This window comes from Celeribacter sp. (assembly GCF_048270365.1).
Lineage (GTDB): Bacteria > Pseudomonadota > Alphaproteobacteria > Rhodobacterales > Rhodobacteraceae > Celeribacter.
In genome coordinates, this window is sequence record NZ_JBLWTA010000006.1 from 99,838 (window position 1) to 116,490 (window position 16,653).

Sequence of the window (16,653 nt, forward strand, 5' to 3'; positions counted from 1 at the left end):
CTCCCTTAAGTGCAAACCCATGTTTTAAAATGCGTTTTTCAGGCGACCTACCTGGAGCGTTTGCTTGGGCCTGCACTGCGATCCGTGACCGCTTTTCATAAGCATTATAGATTCTGGAAACTCTTTCAAGTTTTAAAACTTCTTTTATTTTTAATTCGACTTGCTATAGTCAGTGCAACAAGAGGGACCAAAAACGGGTCCCCCAAACGATCTCTCGGGAGGAGAAACAGCATGAAACGCACGCGTATCGCGGTGATTGGTGGCGGCGCCATCGGGCGCACACATGCCGTGGCGATTCGGGCCTGCGCTGTGACCGATCTTGCCGGGATCGTGGACCCTTTCGAGACCGGAAAAGCGCTGGCAACCGAGATGGAGTGCCCGCATTTCAGCAAAATCGAAGACCTGCCAAAAGACATCGACGGTGCGATCATCGCCACGCCCAACGCGCTGCATGTACCGCAGGCCACCACGCTGATCGGCGCAGGCATTCCTGTGCTGGTCGAAAAGCCACTGGGCGAAAATGCCGCCGCCTGTGCAGATCTCGTGGCCCTGTCGGAACGCACGGGCGTGCCCGGTCTGGTCGGCCACCATCGCCGCCACAACCTGATCGTTCAGGCCGCAAAAGAGGCCATCGACCTGGGTCGATTTGGCACGCTGGTGTCCGGCACCATCATGGCGTCGCTCTACAAACCCGACAGTTATTTCGACGTCGCCTGGCGCCGCGACAAGGGCGCGGGCGGGCCGATCCTGATCAACCTCATTCACGAGATCGACCTCGTGCGGCATCTCTTTGGCGAGATCACGGAGGTCTTTGCCCTCTCCAGCAATCGCCAACGCGGGTTTGACGTCGAGGACACGGCCAGCGTCCTGCTCAAACTCGCAGACGGCGGTTTGGTCACGGTCTCGCTGACGGATGCGGGTGTCGGCCCGTGGTGCTGGGACACGACAGCGGGCGAGAACCCGGCGCGGTTTCCCGCCATGCCCGCCGTCTCGCATATGTTCTCCGGCACGCAGGCGGGGATGAGCCTGCCCGATCTGGCGTTCTGGACCCACGAGGGTGCCCGCGACTGGACCGTGGCGCAGGGCAATCATCCGCTGCGCGCCCCTGCCGAAGACAGCTATGTCGAACAGATCCGCCATTTCGCCGCCGTCATCACAGGTGACGAGGCGCCGCGCATCGCTCTGGCCGATGGCGCCGCAAATATCGCCGTGATCGAGGCCATTCGACGCGCGCTTGCGGAAAATCGCCCTGCTCGCATTGACCCGCTGCCGCAAAACGCTGCATCTGAGCTGAAAGCGATGATGGAGTAAGATTATGTCTGGCGTGATGGAGCGAACCTTGGCGATCCTTGAACTTCTGGGCAAACACCCCGAAGGGATGCAGGTCAGCCTGATTGCGAGCGAGCTGGATATGCCAGCCTCGGCGGCGCATCGGCTGCTCAAGGAGCTGTCGCAATACGGCTATGTGCGCCAGTTGCGCAATCAGGGCGATTATGCGCTGACCATCAAACTGGCGGGCATCGGCCTGGCCTTTCTGGCCCGCACCGGCGTGCCCGACATCACGCAGCCCATTTTGGAACGTCTGGCCGCAGACACCCGCGAGCTGGTGCGCCTGTCGGTGATCGACGGCGAGGATCTCGTCTGGGTCGGCGTGGCGCAGGGCGCAGTTGCGGGGCTGCGCTACGATCCGGGCCGCGAGCAAGGCATCAAGGTGCATCTGGCCTGTTCCGCCGGTGGCCAAGCCTGGCTCTCGACCATGAGCGACGAAGAGGTGCTGGCGAAAATCGGCGCGCAGGGGCTGACTGCGGATTTCATCACCGGGCCAAGCGCGCCGACGACCATCACCGATGTGCTCAAATCCGTCGAAGAGGCCCGCGCGCGCGGCTATGCCGTCAGTGTCGACAGCTATCACGCCGGAATGGGCGCCATGGCGATGCCGGTCCGCTCAAGTGAAACCGGTGCCGTGATCGGATGTCTCTCCATCGCGGGCCCTGCCGTGCGCGTCACGCCTGAGCAAATGCACGCGTTTTTCCCGCTTCTGAAAGAAGCAGCCGAAGAAATCGGCGCCGCCTCTGAGGCGTCGTTTTTCTTTAATCGCAACCGGACGCAAGCGCCCGAAACCAAAACCGAAACCCGTCAGGCCGGCTGAACCGTCACGGTTCTGCCCTCTGACCCGAACGCGCGGCGCCTTCCGCGCATGTAGACCAAGGCAGAACAATGGACAGTGAAATGGCGGGCGTTCAGGCCTGCGACGTTCTGATCATGGGATCAGGCGCAGCGGCTCTTTGTGCCGCGATCACGGCGAAAGAGGCGGGTTTGGATGTGCTCGTCGCGGAGAAAACCGAAGTTTTCGGCGGCACGTCGGCATGGTCCGGCGGCTGGCTTTGGGTGCCACGCAACCCATTGGCGGTGCGGGCGGGCATTGTTGAAGAGGCCGAGGGCCCGCGACGCTATCTGCGCGCGCTGTTGGGCAACCGAGCGAATGATCCGCGCCTTGAGGTGTTCTTGGAAAACGGCCCGGAGATGGTCGGGTTTCTCGAAGACATCGGTGCCATGGTCTGGCGCGATGGCAATAAGATCCCGGATTTCTACGATCACGATGGCGCGGCGGAGGGCGGGCGCTCCGTGACCGCCGAGCCGGTTGACGGGCGCGCGCTTGGCCCGCTGATCGACAAGTTGCGCCCCCCGCGTGACGTGCTGACCTTGGGCGGCATGGCGATCAACAGCGGTGCGGATATGGCGCATTTCTTCAACGCCACGCGCGCGCCCGCCTCGATGTGGCATGTCACCAAACGCCTGGCGCGCCATGCCATTGATCTCGCCATCAAGGGCCGCAGCCTGCAGTTGGTGGGCGGCAATGCCTTGGTCGCGCGGCTGTTGAAAGCCGCCTCGGATCGCGGTGTGACGCTTTGGAGCGACTGCCCGGTGACCGATCTTATCGTCGAGAACGCTCAGGTGACGGGCGCCACTCTGCGCCATCACGGGCGCGACCGGATGATCACCGTCCGCAAGGGGGTGATCTTGGCGGCGGGCGGTTTCCCGCATGATCCGACCCGCCAAAAGGGGCATTTCGCCCATCTCGACAAACGCGCCCATGCCTCTGCCGCCCCTATCACCAACACCGGCGACGGGATACGGATCGCGGAAACCATCGGCGCGCAGATCGACATGACGCTTGTCGAACCCGCCGCCTGGGCGCCGGTGTCGCAGGTGCCGGATGGCAAAGGCGGGTTTAAGAATTTCCCCCATCTCGTCGATCGCGGCAAACCCGGATTTCTGGCGGTCGACAGCCATGGCAAACGCTTCGTCAACGAGGCGGTGAGCTACCACGACTTTATCAAGACACTCTTGGCCGTCACCCCCGAAGAGGAGACGCCCGAGGCGTGGTTGATCTGTGACCACAAGGCACAACGGCAATTCGGCATCGGCTGGGCGAAACCCTTTCCCTTCCCGCTCCGACCTTTCCTGCGCTCGGGCTATCTGAAACGTGGGCGGAGCTTGCGGGACTTGGCGGTGAAATGTGGCCTGCCGCCTGAGACGCTGGAGCAAAGCGTGACGCGGTTCAACGCCCATGCCCGCGACGGGCGCGATCCGGAGTTTCACCGGGGCGAGACGCCCTACAACCGGGTCTCTGGCTGGGCCAAACACAAAGGTCCGAACCCCTCGCTCGCGCCGCTGGAGCATGGCCCGTTTTATGCCGTCAAACTGATCCCCGGCTCGCTTGGCACCTTCGCGGGGATCAAGACCGGTGCTGACGGGCAGGTTCTCGCGAATGATGGCACGCCCATCGGCGGGCTTTACGCCATCGGCAATGACGCCGCCTCGATCATGGGCGGGCATTACCCCTCGGGCGGGATCACGCTCGGGCCGGGGATGACATTCGGCTACGTCACCGCGCGGCGGCTGGCGGGTCTGCCGGTGAAAGGTCTCGATGAGGCCTCGCAAGACATTGAACTCCAAAGAAAGGAAGCATGATGAGCTATTATGAAATCGCGACCCTCAAGACGGTCATTTTCGGGGCGGGCAAGGCCTCTGAGGGCCTGCAAAACTGGCTCGCCGCCGGCAAAGGCACGCTCTTGGGCGCCTTTGGCACCGACATCGGCAATCTGAACGAAGTCTATGTGCTGCGCAGCTTCGACAGCCTTGATGAGATGATGTCCGAGCGCGAACGTGCGGTGATGTCGGACAATCCGATGGGGTGTATGGAGCATCTCGTCGATCTGCGGTTCGACAGCTACAAAGCCTTCGATTTCCTGCCGCCCGTCACGCCGGGCAGCTACGGTCCGGTCTATGAATTCCGCACCTATAAGGCCAAACTCAACGGCGTCTCGGTGACGCAAGACAAATGGCGCGAGGCCATTCCGGCGCGCTCCGAATACTCTGCGCTGACGCTTGCAATGTGGGGTCTGGATGGCAGCCCGCGCGTCACGCAAATCTGGCCCTACAGCTCGCTTGAGGCGCGCACGAAAGCCCGCAGCCAATCGGTCGCCGACGGCAAATGGCCGGCCAAAGGCGGCCCGGACTGGCTGACGCCAGACATGACCAGCGCCGTGGCGATGCCGCTGCCGTTCTCGCCGCTGAAATGATCGGGGCGTGACGCAGATGCATCTGTTTTCATTGGCATTCCTGACCACGCATGAGGTGCCGCCCGACGAGGCTGTGAAGATTGCGGCGGCGACGGGCTATGATCTTGTGGGGCTGCGGTTTCTGCCCGCCGCCCCGACGGAGGCGCCCTACCCGATCTTGACCGACCCGGCCCTTGAGGCGCGCGTCAAAGCGGCGCTCGACGAGACCGGCATCGGCATTGCCGACATCGAGATCGCGCGGTTGAAACCCGACACGCAGGTCGAGGGGTTTCGCGATTTTCTGGCGCTTGGGCAAAGACTTGGCGCCAAGAACGTGCTTGTCGCGGGCGATGACCCGGATCACGCGCGCCTGACCGAGACCTTCGCCGCGTTCTGCGATCTGGCGGCGGACTATGGTCTGACCGGGGATTTGGAGTTCATGCCTTGGACCGGGGTCAAGACCCTGCCCGAAGCGCAGGCGATTGTGACCGCCGCAGGGCGAAGCAACGGCGGCGTGTTGATCGACGGGCTGCATTGGGATCGGGCGGGCGGCACGGTGGAGCAAATCCGCAATCTGCCGCCGGAGATGATCCATTACGCCCAGATTTGCGACGGGCCGAAGCCCTATGATCCAAGCGACGCCGGGTTGATCGAGATCGCCCGCGGCGCGCGGCTTTTGCCCGGCGACGGGGGGATTGATCTCAAGGGCATGGTCGAGGCGCTGCCCTCGGACACGGTGCTGAGCGTGGAAATTCCGCAGCTGGAAAAAGCCAAGCATATGAATGCCATGGACCGTGCCGCTGAGGCACTGGAACGCACCAAATCCTTGGTGACAGACTAAAACACCCCCCCTTGCGCGCAGGGCTTTCGCGCAAGGGGGCCCCGTCTCTGATGGACATTCAAATTCGCTCGATCCGGGCGGGCAAACCGTGGCGCACCGCCGTGCCCGACACCGGATCGACCCAGACGCCAGCCTTCGCGCGTGTCGGGTCCAACATGCCCAGATCATTCAAAAGCACACCCGCCGCCAGACGCGGATCGCCCGGCATGGTCGCCCCGTCGATGGTGATGTCCTGTGCCCCAAAGCCGCGATGTCCAAAGCCATGTTCAATCGCCACCGTGTCGGGCGCGACGCCCGCCCGTACCACGGCGACGCTTTCCAGCGTCCCGCCCGGCGTGGTCAGCCGGATCATGTCGCCGGTCTGAATGCCATGCGCCGCCGCCAGATCGCGCCCGATGTTCACCGGGTTCGACGCCACGATGCGCAGCAAGGATTTTGCGCCGACGGAATAGGAGTTTTGCAAAGGCGATTTGAAGCTGATCACCTGAATGGGCCAATCTTCGCGCGGGTAGTGATCGCTGACTTTTGAGCCGTCAGAGAACTCCGGCGCGCGCCAGGCGGGCGTGCCCGGAAGCCGCGTGCCTGTGGTGGCGCGGCGGAAACTCCCCAGTCCCTCGTTCCAGACCAGCATCGGCGGGTTAAAGGCATAGGTCGCCTTGTCGCCCTGATAGCTGCGGGTGATGTTTTCATAGCGCCCACCCTTGGCGAAAATCGTTGCGGCTTTGCGCCATTCCTCAGGCTTCAGGGTGGCTTTCAGATCATCGGCGATGCGCGCGACGTTGGACAATGCGATGTCTTCGTCCGTGGCATCCGACACCGGCGCGCCGATCATCGCCACATTCACCGCCCCCCGCAGATACCAATCTTCGGCGCGGTTCAGCGGATGCAGAGTGCCCTCTGCGTCCGGGATCGCGTTGTCACCAAAGCCCGGCAAGCCCATGCGTTTCGCGACCGCAATGAGGAAGGTCTCCATCCCCGCCCGCTCGCCTTCGGCATTGGGTTCCATTTTCGGCTCGATGACCGGCCAACGGGCGCACGTCGCCTTGGTCGCCACGCCGCTCCAGGGCTTGGTGAACCCCCAAGTCTCATACATCACCGAATCCGGCACGATGTAATCCGAGATCGCAGTGCTCTCATTGATGAACGGGTCGATGGAGATGATCAGCGGCACCACGGCGGGGTCTTTCATCTCTTCGACCAGATGCGCCACACCGGGGACGCCGTAAATCGGGTTGGTGTTGCGGAAGATGAGCGCTTCGGCCTTATAGGCGTAGCCGGTGACCAGCGACGACATCCACTCGGTCGCAAGCCCCGGCGCGTTGGGATACCAAGGTGCCTCCGCCGGATAAGCGGCGCCTGCGGCTTTTTTCGCTTTAAATTCAGAGGTTCTCTCATAGGGCACGTTGCGACCAAACGGCAGACCCTTGGCTTGCACGGCGCCAGGAAAACTTGCGAGATCGTAAGCGGGGCCCTTGTTTTCCGGGAAGCCGCCACCCGCAATCATCGTGCCGCCTTTCCAGTTCAGGTTACCAATGAGCGTATTGAGCATCATCAGCGCATAGGCGTTGTAGAACCCCGAGCCGTTCATCATACCGCCATGGGAACTGACGGCGGCTTTGCGGCCGTGGCTGGTAAATTCGCGGGCCAGATCGATGAGTTTCTCGACCGGAATGCCGCAGTCTTTGGCATAGCTTTCCATGTCCTGCGACAGGGCCTCTTCGCGCAGAAGCGTGAGCGCAGTTTTCACCGCGACAGGCCCGTTTTGGGTCTCGGCCAGCCCCTCGTGGAACAGAGGGGCGGCCGAGGTGCCGGCAGGGACAGGGCCGGTAACTGGGCCGGTATCGGAAGAGATCATAAAAGGATCAGTGTCGGAATAGGCCTCGCCTTCGATCGCAAGCCCCATATCGGACCCACGCAGGCAATGACCAAAACGCGGATGATCGGCATCGACGATCACAAGATGGGTGGCATTGGACCAGCTCATCTCCCCCACCGCCTCCGCCGCCGCTTTCGAGGGCTGCGCCAGATAGCTCGCATCATAGCGGTCGTTTTCGAACATCCAGCGGATCATCGCCATGGCCATCGCGCCATCGGTGCCGGGTTTGATCGCGAGCCAGCGCGCGCGCTCGCCCGAAGGGCCGTTTTGCGCATTGTTGAGGATCGGATCGACCACGACATAGCTCAGATCGCCATCGGCGCGGGCCTTGGCCACCAGCGTGCCGATGCGTTTGAACGGGTTCCCGGCATTGCCGGGCGCCGTGCCCGCAAAGATCACGAATTCGACGTTGGAGAAATCGGGCTTGGCGTGCGGCATGGCTTTGAAATCGCCGAACATCGCGCCCGACCCGGAGCGGTACGCGCCGCCGCAATAGGCGCCGTGGCGGGTGAAATTGTTCGAGCCATAGCTTTGTTTCAGCCAGCGCAGCACGAAATTGTCCCGCCCGTCATCGACGCAGTTCATCCAGACGAGGTGGTTGGCGCGCGAGCCGAACTCGGGCGCCCCCTCCAAGGCAGGCGCCTCAAGATCACGGATCTCGCGCAGACCGGCGACCGGGCCTTCGCCAAAGAGATCGCCGCCTTCTGTGACCTCTTCGACCAGTTGCTCGAAACTGATGGTCTGCCATTGGCCGGAGCCACGCGGCCCGACACGTTTCAAGGGTTTCAACACCCGGCGCGGGTTGTCGACCTGTTCGAGCACCGCATTGCCGCGCCCGCAGGCCGTCGAGCGACGTGTCAGCCCCTGCCCCGGCCCGGCCTGCGCCATGGCGGCAAAGCTTTCGGCCACGGAGGACTCGTAGGGGATGAAGGGATCGGTGCTCATCGGCGAATAGGGATTGCCCGCGACGCGCAGCACTTTGTTTTTGGCCTTGTCGACCCGCACCCGCACGCCGCACATGGTCGTGCAGCCGATGCACATGGTGTAGCTCATCGCCTGATCCGGGTTAAGCGTCACATCGCCGGTTTCGGGATCGACGGAGAACTCCGGCGGGATCGAATTGCCCACGACATGTTCGTCGCGGGGCTTTTCCCCGGACCATTTGCCTCGGGCGAGTTTCTGGACGGTCTCGGCATAGCCTGCCCCGAATGTGCCAAGCGCACCTGCGGCTGCGACACCTTTGAGAATATTGCGACGGTTGGTCATGTCAGATCTCCTGAGGGCTGGCAGATTTACGGGGGGCTTGGTCGGGGGTGGGCGCGGGCGGCGTGGCGTCCGCCGCGCCCACCGACCAAGGCACAAAGGTGGTGTAGACGATCATCAGAAACACCCAGAGGCCGAAGGTGCCGATGACGCCCATGAGGCCTGCGATGCCTGTGGGCATAAGCGCGTCATAGAGGCCGGAGCCCACCTTGGGGACGGCCTGACCGCCCATGAACACGGTCCAGCGGAACATCCATGCGGCGTGGATCGCGATGAGCCCGGTGATCAGCCCGGTGTTGCGCGGCAGGGTGAGCGCGAGGACAAAGGGGATCGCCACGGAGGCTGCGCCCCAAAGCGCGATCTGTTGCCAGACCGGGAAGCCCGCGACAGAGGCCAGCGCTTCGGAATGCACCGGCGAGACACCGGAGATCGCGATAGCGAACCATGTCCCCCCGAGCGCGGCCACAAGCGCCAGCGCCAAGGCAAGGCGGCGGTTGAGCGTGGCTTCCAAGGCGCCGTCGCGGCAGAGCATACGTTCGAGGATCAACATCATCCCCAGCGCGCCGACGACACCTGTGGCGGCAAATTGCAGCGGCAAGAAGGGCGTGTTCCAGAGCGGACGGGCGCGCACGACCATCACCTCGGAGCCGGTGTAGACGAGGATGCCGAGAGCTGCGAGACCGGTCAGCATTCCGAGCGGACGCGCGAAACCATTGTTGGACCCGCCCAAGGAGAACAGCCGGAACAACCAAGCGAACCGCCAGTCGTCCTGCCCCATGCGGTGAAACTCAGGGCGGTGGATCGCCCAGGCGAACAGCAGCAAGAAGGCCACATAAGACGGCACGATCCATGCGCCCCAAGCCATCCACGAGCTTTTATGCGTGTAGACGAAAAACTCCCAGAACCGGAAGGGTTGGTGCAGGTCGGCCAAAAGCGCGATGGGTGCGGTGATGCCGGTGGTGACGGCGACCATAAGCGCCAGACGCGCGGCGCGCAGGTCGGTGGATTTGCCAAAGACAAAACCCGGAAGCGCCATCAAAAGCGCGGTGACAGAAATAGCGACGAGAAAGAAATACTGCACCGCCCAGGGCTGCCATGCGGCGTCATGTACGGCGCCGACGAGTTCGTGAACTTGAGTTTCCATCACAGGCCCTCCCCATGGTGTTGCACGGTATCGGCCATTTCCGGATGATAGGCGGCTTCGCCCGCCACACGCCCATCGAGGACGTCATCGAGGCCGATGTAATAGACGTTCGGGTTGGTGTGCATCTCGGGGCGCAAAACCGAGACCTCATTGTCGCGCAGCATTTTCGAGACTTCGCTCTCCGGGTCGTTCAGATCGCCAAAGTTGCGCGCGCCGCCGACACAGGTTTCGACACAGGCGGGCAAAAGCCCCGCTTGCGTGCGGTGAAAACAAAAGGTGCATTTGTCGGCCACTTGGGTTTCGTGGTTGATGAAGCGCGCGTCATAGGGACAGGCCTGCACGCAGTAGGCACAGCCAACGCATTTCGACGCGTCCACCAGAACCTCGCCATTCTCGGCCTTGAACGTCGCCTCGACCGGACAGACCGGAAGGCAGGGCGGATCGTCGCAATGGTTGCAGAGCCGGGGCAGCATCACCATCGCGGGGTCTTGGCCGTCCTTGACCAATTCATAGACCGACACATGGGTGCGGAACGCATCCTCGGGCACCGCGTTTTCCATGATACAGGCGACGGTGCAGGCTTGGCAGCCGATGCATTTCCTGAGATCGACCACCATGCCCCAATGCGGGACATCTGTGCCTTCGGCGCTGGCGGATTGGCCGGCGCCCGCGACAGAGGCCGCGGCGCCGATGGTCACCTGTCCGATCGCTCCTAAAAACCCGCGACGTGTCGTGTCCATTTGGCTGATCCTTTCTTGTGGCTCAGCCAGACCCTACGTCCGGGGCAATTTGCGCGGTATCGGCAGAAACCCGTGGGGCTTAGGGGTTTTCCCCTAGGTTTCGCCCCATCCCGCCGCGACAAGCCGCCGCACCATGTCCGCCGTGCTGGTGGCGGCGAGTTTACCCATGGCGTTATGGCGGTGAATTTCCACGGTTTTCGGGCTGATGCCCAGCTCCACCGCGATCTGTTTGTTCTGGAGGCCGCGCACGACGGCGCGGGCGACTTCGGCCTCGCGCGCGGTCAGGCTGTCGATCCTCAAGGCAATCTCGGCGCGATCTCCGGCCGCCTCGGCACGGGTGCGGCTCAGTTCAAGCGCTTCCTTGAGGCGGTCGATCAGCGCCATGCCCTGCACTGGTTTTTCAAAGAAATCCAAGGCCCCTGCCCGCATCGCCTTCACCGCCATCGGGACATCGCCGTGGCCGGTGATCATGATGACCGGCAAAAGACAATTGCGCTTTTGCAGCTCGTCCAACAGCTCAAGCCCCGACATCCCCGGCATCCGCACATCGGCAAGGATGCAGCCCACAGGACCCACAGGAGCAGCCGCATCGAGCGCATCGAGAAAGGCCAAAGCCGACGCATGGGTGGCGATCTCAAGGCCCAGAGAGCCCAAGAGAAACCCAAGCCCGTCACGCACCGCGCGGTCGTCATCGACGATATGGATCAGGCCGGTTTCGCTCATGTTTCTTCCTCAATCGGCAACCAGATCAGCACCATCAAACCGGGGCCGCTTGCGGGCGCTTCGGCGCGCATCCAGCCGCCGTGGGCCTCAACGATAGAGCGCGACAGGGCGAGCCCCAACCCGATCCCCTCAGGTTTCGTGGTATAAAAGGCCTCCGCGAAATGGTCCATCGCCTCCGCCGTCATCCCCGTGCCGTGGTCACGCACCGAGAGGCAGATCCCCGGCCCCCGGCTCAAATCGTCATAGCGCGCGGCGCGAATGTCGAGGCTGCGCGCCTCCGGATCGGTGTCGCCCATGGCGTCGATGGCGTTTTGCACGAGGTTCAACAGCACCTGTTGCAATTGCACCCGGTCGGCCATGACCGTGGGCAGCTCCTCCGCCACATGCACCCCGACGATGACGCCCGCGCGATTGGCAGGCGCGGCATAAAGCGCGGCACTTTCTTCGATCAGCGCCCGGACATCAACGGGCGCCATCTGGCTTTCGCGTTTGCGCACAAAGGCGCGGATGCGTTTCACCACGGTGGCGGCGCGATCCGCCTGCCCCGCCATTTCCCGTGAGGCGGTCACCATATCCTCTTCGGCAAACCGCCCGGCCTCTATCCGAAGCAAGCAGCCCTGGGCATAGTTCGAGATCGCGCTCAGCGGCTGGTTCAGCTCATGCGCGATGGAGCTGGCCATTTCGCCCAGAATGGACAGCCGCGCCACATGTTCCAACTCGCGCCGGTGGTGCCGGTCGGCGGCCTCGGCGCGTTGGCGGTCGATCATTTCCTGTTTGAGCTGGGCGTTCGCCGTGTCGAGCGCCCGGGTGCGGCGGCGCACCAGCGTTTCGATCCGCACCGAATAGAGCGCCCAGAAGGCGAGCGCGGCGGCCAGCACGATCAGCCACTCGCGGTAATCGGCGATGAATTCGCGCAGGGACACCGGCCCGGTGCGTGCGTAGGGCCCGATCTGGAGTTTACGCAGCAGGTCGTGCACCGGCTGGTAATCCAAAGGCACGGTCCAGAGATTGCCCTCGTTCATCTGCATCAAGGCGATAGCGACCTCTTTGGCCAGCTCCGGCGAGGTGTGTTGGGCCTTGGCAAAGGGCCAGCCGGGATAGACCGCGCTGGAGGTGGCGCAGCCGGTGGCTTCGGTGGCCTCCGCGTTGAGGGCAAAGGGCTGAAGCGTAGCAAACCGCGCGGGATCTTCGGCTTTGAGGTCTTCGAGCAGACAAGCGCGCAGCACCGCCGCCTCGGCGCGCCCGTCCAGCACCGCTTCGGCCACCTGTTGCATCGGATAGCCCGTGACCAAAAGTTCGACCTGCCCCGGAAGGCGGGCATCGACGTCCTGCATCAAGGCGCGGACCAGTTGAGACCCGCCGAAAGCATCGGGCGAGACGACCGCGAGGCGTTGGCCAGCGAGCTGTGTCAGGGTGTCCACACCGCCGGTCGAGACCAGCGTCGAGGCCACCGGCCAATCGCCCTCTGCCGTGGCAATCCGGCTGATGTGGTGATCATATTCGAGCGTCGCGTAATGGCCCGGATTGGTGATCACGAAATCCACCGCCTCCTCCGCCAGAGCCCTATCGAGCGCGGCAAGGTCCAGTGGCTCAAGTTGGAACACATGGTCCGGCAAAGCGGCGTTCAGCGCGCGCTCGGTGGCCTTCCAATGGTCGAGAGAATGCTCTGCGGCGCGGTAGCTCAGCACGCCGATGCGCAGGGTGTCTTGCGCGGCGAGCGGAGTGACCGACATGAAGCCGCTGAAGACATAGGCCGCAATCTTCGCTGAAAGTCTCATGCGGTTCCGCGCCTCTTCTCTCTCGCCGCCTTCGTTCTGACGGCCTCTCAGGGCGCAGCCAACACCATTCTGGCGGGAGGGTCCAGTCGAAGGAGCCGCGTTTGCGAGGGCTGATAAAACACATCCGGCCATGGAGGACGCTCCATGACCGGATGGTTCAGACTGAGGGCGGGTCTTCCCGGTATTTACCGGTATCTTTGACCTGTGGCTGCGTCAGCACCCGGTGCGGGACACCACCGATTTCGCCGTGCGGAACAGGATTTCCATGTCCAGCATGAACGACATCTTGTTGTGGTAGCGCACGTCCAACTCGACACGTTCCTTGTAGGACACGTCGTTGCGGCCCGACACCTGCCAAAGGCCCGTCACACCGGGGCGGAGTGCTTCGTAGATGACGGCGTCCTTGCCGTACATCACCAGCTCGGGCTCCGTCACCGGGCGCGGGCCGATCAGGCTCATCTCGCCCTTAAGCACATTCCAGAGCTGCGGCAACTCATCGAGGCTGGATTTGCGTAGGAAATTGCCCAGCGGCGTGACACGCGGGTCGTTGCGCAGCTTGCGATCCTGTTCCCATTCGGCACGCGCCGCGGGATCGGATTTCAACAGCGCCTCAAGGCGTTCCTGGGAGTCCGTCACCATGGTGCGGATTTTCCAACATTTAAAGGTTTTCCCCCCCTTGCCCACCCGGGCATGTCCAAAGAAGCCGGAGCCGCCATCACGGCACACCATGAGGCAAAGTAGAAGGATGAGCGGCGCGATCATCGGAAGCAGCAAGAGCGACAAAACGATGTCAAAGACCCGTTTCATGGCCCCTGCATAGATCGGCACGATGTTGTAGTAGTACTGGTTACGCGGGAGTGTGGTGGAATCCTGCTGTTCCATCTGCGACATTTTAACAATCCACTTCATAAGCTCATAAGGGCACGTGCGCTCACCCGCACAAATGCGTTAACTTTTCCAAGAAGGGCCCCCCCTTCACCTGTGTCTCGAAAACCTCATGGGGCTTTTCGTGCTATTTGCGCTTAACGCGCCTGCCCGACGCAACATGCACCACTTTTATGTCTTTCATGCTAAATTCATTGGATTTGATCGCCTAGAAAACAATTTTTGGCTTGAAATCAGGGACACCCGCTCATTAACCAATCTTTAACCTTTATTTAACAATATTTTAACGAACGCCGACGCCTTCGCACCTGCAGAAAAAAACCTTTAGCCGTTCCTTGGCATCGGCGAAAACTCGCAAAAAAGAGCCTCTTCTGACAAAAAAATAGACCGTTTATGAATCTGACGCGGAAACTCACTCAACCTATGGGTAAGTGAACCCTGACCTTTTTCGCAGGCCTGTGTGCACTGCGGCGAATCAATCCTCGGCCAAGACTGCGCCCAGACGCCACCCTCGACAGAATGACGTTGGGTCAAACGAGACCTCATCGGCGAAAAACGGCCCCTCACACCTCTGGCAAAACCGTCCCTCACATCGTGCAAAACCGCGCAAATTCGGCCCAAACAAAGCCAATACATGCATAATGAGAGAGCCAAGGCGAAAATCGGCGCATCGCACAACTTTATCGCGAATGGTCTGGGCCTCGCAGCCGATCTATGGCATGAATATCAATGTGTTTAGTACCGAGTGTTTTCCCTGACGCATTGCGCTAACATGCGACAACAGACGGGACAAAGTGACCAACGTGATGTCAGCCTCGCAGCGATGAATGCTGACCCACTTTAGTGCGAGTACGATAACAAGGAATATTTCGTGAAGTCCAAAACGGCCAAAGTTGAGTTTTCAACCGACAAGACCGAACGCGCAGTTCAACAGAATTCGGAAGGCGCAAAAACGACGACATCCGCCAAGGGTGCCGCGCTTCTCGCCCTGCCCTTTGCGCTGATCTTCACGGGTCTCCTGTTCCTGTCCTTCGACATCTCTCTTCTTTGGGCCATTCCGATCTATGGCGCGATCGGTGCCGTGTTGATCGTGGTCTTCTTGTTGGGGAGCTACCTCGCCAACCGCAACTGATCCGTGTTGCGCTCAATTCTTCCTCAGTCGCAAATCGAATAAGCTGTTTTTCCAGACGCAGTAAGAATGTCATGCTTCGCAGTCATATGGACTGTTGAGGCCATTTTTTATTGTTGGTCTCGTGCAAATATAGAACACTCTAAAGGTGTCCCGCGCGCTCCGGCCCTCGAAGTCGCGCGGTGTTATGTGGAAGAGACGGCAAGTGAACGGTTCAGTGGAAACACCGGGGCTCAAGAGCTTCATCATCAGCGTTGGGTCCCTGATCTCGGCGCGCAGCTTTGTCGCGATCTCGCAAATTCTCGTCCTCCCTATTCTCGCACGCCAGCTGACCGTCGAGGATTTCGGTCTCATGGGCCTCGCCATGACGCTGGTGATCTTTGCCAATACGCTCAGCGATGGCGGCATGGGGCGATCCTTGATCCGGCGCGAAGATGCCGATGAGGTGGAATGGTCCTCCGTCAACTGGCTGATGATCGGCGCAGGCGTGGCCTGTATGGTCTTTGTCGCCGGGCTCTCGCCCTTGGCCGCGCATTATTTCGACAGCGACCGGCTTGTGCCGCTTCTGCTCGTCATGTCGGTCATCCCGATGTTTTATGCGCTCACCGCCGCCCCCAATGCCGAGATCGAACGGCGCGAGAATTACAGCGGCATCGCCAAGGTGCAGGTGATCGCCACCGTGGCGGGCATCGTCTTTGCGGTCGCGGGGGCTCTGGCGGGCATGGGGGTTTGGGCGCTTGTCGGACAACAGGTCATGCTGGCCGCCGTGCGCATGGTGGGGATTTTCATGCTCTCTCACTTCCGCCCGAGCTTTGCCTTTTCGACCCAAGGCTTGCGTCCGCATTTGATCTACGCGCGCGACACGCTGGCCTCCGCCTTTCTCACCGTGATCCGCCAGCAATTGCCGATCATGATGATCTCCCGCGTCTTGGGTCAGATCCCCCTCGGCTATTTCGCCATGGCACAGCGGTTCAACCGCCTGCCGCAATTCGGCCTCGCGGGGCCGATGTCCTCGGTCATCTATGTCCGCATGTCGAAGGCGCAAAAATCGCCCGAAAAGCTGCGCGACATCTATTATGCCGGGATGCGGCTTTTGTCGGTCCTGTTGATCCCCTCGATGACCATGGTCGCGGTGGCGGGCCGCCCGGTGTTCTCCGTGCTCTTGTCGCCGGAATGGACGCCGGTGGCGATGCTCTTCGCGCTGACCATCGGCGGGCTGGTGTTGGAAGCCATCGCGATCTTTTTCATGCAGGCGCTGTTTCGCGCCGTGTCGCACACCGATCTTTTGCTGCGCACCTCGATCGAAGGCGTGATCCTGCGCATCGTCATGGTGCTCATTGCGCTGCAATTCAGCCTCGAAGCGGTGGCGTTGAGCTTTACGCTTTGGTCCCTCATCATGGTGCCGCGCCATTGGCAGTTGGGCGCGCGTCTTGTCCCGATCACACTCAAAGGCTGTCTGGCCCAGTTGATCCCATCGAGCCTCGTAGCAGCCGCCGTGGCTGTGACCTACCTTTGGATCGAGCATCTGACCGATCTGCCGAATGTGGCCTATTTCCTGATCGCCGCCGCCCTTGGCGCGCTTGGCATTGCCCTGACGGTTTTGATCGACCGCCAGAAATCCAAATCCGCCCTCGCGGTGTTTCGCAACACACCGCAGGTTCTGACCCCCGCAAGCCCCGCCGTTGGACCGTAAGCCTTCGGCCCTTTTT

General features: G+C 61.9%; 13 protein-coding genes. 7 read left to right on the top strand and 6 right to left on the bottom strand.

What is annotated here, in order from left to right:
* The first annotated feature begins 231 nt into the window (after positions 1-231).
* The 5 genes from ACN0X0_RS10075 to ACN0X0_RS10095 all read left to right on the top strand — a co-directional run bounded on the left by ACN0X0_RS10075 (position 232) and on the right by ACN0X0_RS10095 (position 5,406).
* Positions 232-1,311: a Gfo/Idh/MocA family protein gene (locus ACN0X0_RS10075; protein ID WP_417279053.1), complete on the top strand. Its 1,080-nt coding sequence runs from the start codon at positions 232-234 to the stop codon at positions 1,309-1,311.
* Positions 1,312-1,315: 4 nt separating this feature from the next.
* Positions 1,316-2,149, top strand: coding sequence for an IclR family transcriptional regulator (locus tag ACN0X0_RS10080; protein WP_417279054.1), 834 nt, complete (start codon positions 1,316-1,318; stop codon positions 2,147-2,149).
* 68 nt (positions 2,150-2,217) lie between these two features.
* Positions 2,218-3,975, top strand: a complete 1,758-nt coding sequence (locus tag ACN0X0_RS10085) for an FAD-dependent oxidoreductase (protein WP_417279055.1) — start codon at positions 2,218-2,220, stop codon at positions 3,973-3,975.
* A complete protein-coding gene (locus tag ACN0X0_RS10090; protein WP_417279056.1) occupies positions 3,975-4,586 on the top strand; it encodes an NIPSNAP family protein in 612 nt (203 codons plus the stop codon). Before ACN0X0_RS10085 ends, ACN0X0_RS10090 begins: the two co-directional genes overlap by 1 nt.
* A 16-nt stretch (positions 4,587-4,602) precedes the next feature.
* The gene (locus ACN0X0_RS10095) at positions 4,603-5,406 is read left to right on the top strand and encodes a sugar phosphate isomerase/epimerase family protein (protein ID WP_417279159.1); all 804 of its coding nucleotides are present in this window, start codon (positions 4,603-4,605) and stop codon (positions 5,404-5,406) included.
* 58 nt (positions 5,407-5,464) lie between these two features.
* Here ACN0X0_RS10095 and ACN0X0_RS10100 read toward each other — a convergent pair whose 3' ends face one another.
* The 6 genes from ACN0X0_RS10100 to ACN0X0_RS10125 all read right to left on the bottom strand — a co-directional run bounded on the left by ACN0X0_RS10100 (position 5,465) and on the right by ACN0X0_RS10125 (position 13,821).
* Positions 5,465-8,548, bottom strand: a complete 3,084-nt coding sequence (locus tag ACN0X0_RS10100; protein WP_417279057.1) for a molybdopterin dinucleotide binding domain-containing protein — start codon at positions 8,546-8,548, stop codon at positions 5,465-5,467.
* A 1-nt stretch (position 8,549) separates the two neighbouring features.
* On the bottom strand, positions 8,550-9,689 hold the full coding sequence (nrfD, locus tag ACN0X0_RS10105; RefSeq protein WP_417279058.1) for an NrfD/PsrC family molybdoenzyme membrane anchor subunit: 1,140 nt from the start codon (positions 9,687-9,689) through the stop codon (positions 8,550-8,552).
* Positions 9,689-10,429, bottom strand: a complete 741-nt coding sequence (gene dsrO, locus ACN0X0_RS10110) for a sulfate reduction electron transfer complex DsrMKJOP subunit DsrO (protein WP_417279059.1) — start codon at positions 10,427-10,429, stop codon at positions 9,689-9,691. Before dsrO ends, nrfD begins: the two co-directional genes overlap by 1 nt.
* A gap of 93 nt (positions 10,430-10,522) precedes the next feature.
* The gene (locus ACN0X0_RS10115; RefSeq protein ID WP_417279060.1) at positions 10,523-11,152 is read right to left on the bottom strand and encodes a response regulator transcription factor; all 630 of its coding nucleotides are present in this window, start codon (positions 11,150-11,152) and stop codon (positions 10,523-10,525) included.
* Positions 11,149-12,930, bottom strand: a complete 1,782-nt coding sequence (locus tag ACN0X0_RS10120; protein ID WP_417279061.1) for a sensor histidine kinase — start codon at positions 12,928-12,930, stop codon at positions 11,149-11,151. The genes ACN0X0_RS10115 and ACN0X0_RS10120 overlap by 4 nt, the downstream gene beginning before the upstream one ends.
* Positions 12,931-13,143: 213 nt before the next feature.
* Complete coding sequence (locus ACN0X0_RS10125) at positions 13,144-13,821, bottom strand: sugar transferase (protein ID WP_417261743.1); 678 nt, start codon at positions 13,819-13,821, stop codon at positions 13,144-13,146.
* An 865-nt stretch (positions 13,822-14,686) separates the two neighbouring features.
* Here ACN0X0_RS10125 and ACN0X0_RS10130 point away from each other — a divergent pair.
* Both ACN0X0_RS10130 and ACN0X0_RS10135 read left to right on the top strand, forming a co-directional pair.
* Complete coding sequence (locus tag ACN0X0_RS10130; RefSeq protein ID WP_417279062.1) at positions 14,687-14,947, top strand: hypothetical protein; 261 nt, start codon at positions 14,687-14,689, stop codon at positions 14,945-14,947.
* Positions 14,948-15,149: 202 nt separating this feature from the next.
* Complete coding sequence (locus ACN0X0_RS10135; protein ID WP_417279063.1) at positions 15,150-16,637, top strand: lipopolysaccharide biosynthesis protein; 1,488 nt, start codon at positions 15,150-15,152, stop codon at positions 16,635-16,637.
* Positions 16,638-16,653 lie beyond the last annotated feature (16 nt).

Coding starts and splice junctions, on each gene's coding strand:
- ACN0X0_RS10075 (WP_417279053.1), top strand. CDS start 232: ATGAAACGCACGCGTATCGCGGTGATTGGTGGCGGCGCCATCGGGCGC.
- ACN0X0_RS10080 (WP_417279054.1), top strand. CDS start 1,316: ATGTCTGGCGTGATGGAGCGAACCTTGGCGATCCTTGAACTTCTGGGC.
- ACN0X0_RS10085 (WP_417279055.1), top strand. CDS start 2,218: ATGGACAGTGAAATGGCGGGCGTTCAGGCCTGCGACGTTCTGATCATG.
- ACN0X0_RS10090 (WP_417279056.1), top strand. CDS start 3,975: ATGAGCTATTATGAAATCGCGACCCTCAAGACGGTCATTTTCGGGGCG.
- ACN0X0_RS10095 (WP_417279159.1), top strand. CDS start 4,603: ATGCATCTGTTTTCATTGGCATTCCTGACCACGCATGAGGTGCCGCCC.
- ACN0X0_RS10100 (WP_417279057.1), bottom strand. CDS start 8,548: ATGACCAACCGTCGCAATATTCTCAAAGGTGTCGCAGCCGCAGGTGCG.
- nrfD (WP_417279058.1), bottom strand. CDS start 9,689: ATGGAAACTCAAGTTCACGAACTCGTCGGCGCCGTACATGACGCCGCA.
- dsrO (WP_417279059.1), bottom strand. CDS start 10,429: ATGGACACGACACGTCGCGGGTTTTTAGGAGCGATCGGACAGGTGACC.
- ACN0X0_RS10115 (WP_417279060.1), bottom strand. CDS start 11,152: ATGAGCGAAACCGGCCTGATCCATATCGTCGATGACGACCGCGCGGTG.
- ACN0X0_RS10120 (WP_417279061.1), bottom strand. CDS start 12,930: ATGAGACTTTCAGCGAAGATTGCGGCCTATGTCTTCAGCGGCTTCATG.
- ACN0X0_RS10125 (WP_417261743.1), bottom strand. CDS start 13,821: ATGTCGCAGATGGAACAGCAGGATTCCACCACACTCCCGCGTAACCAG.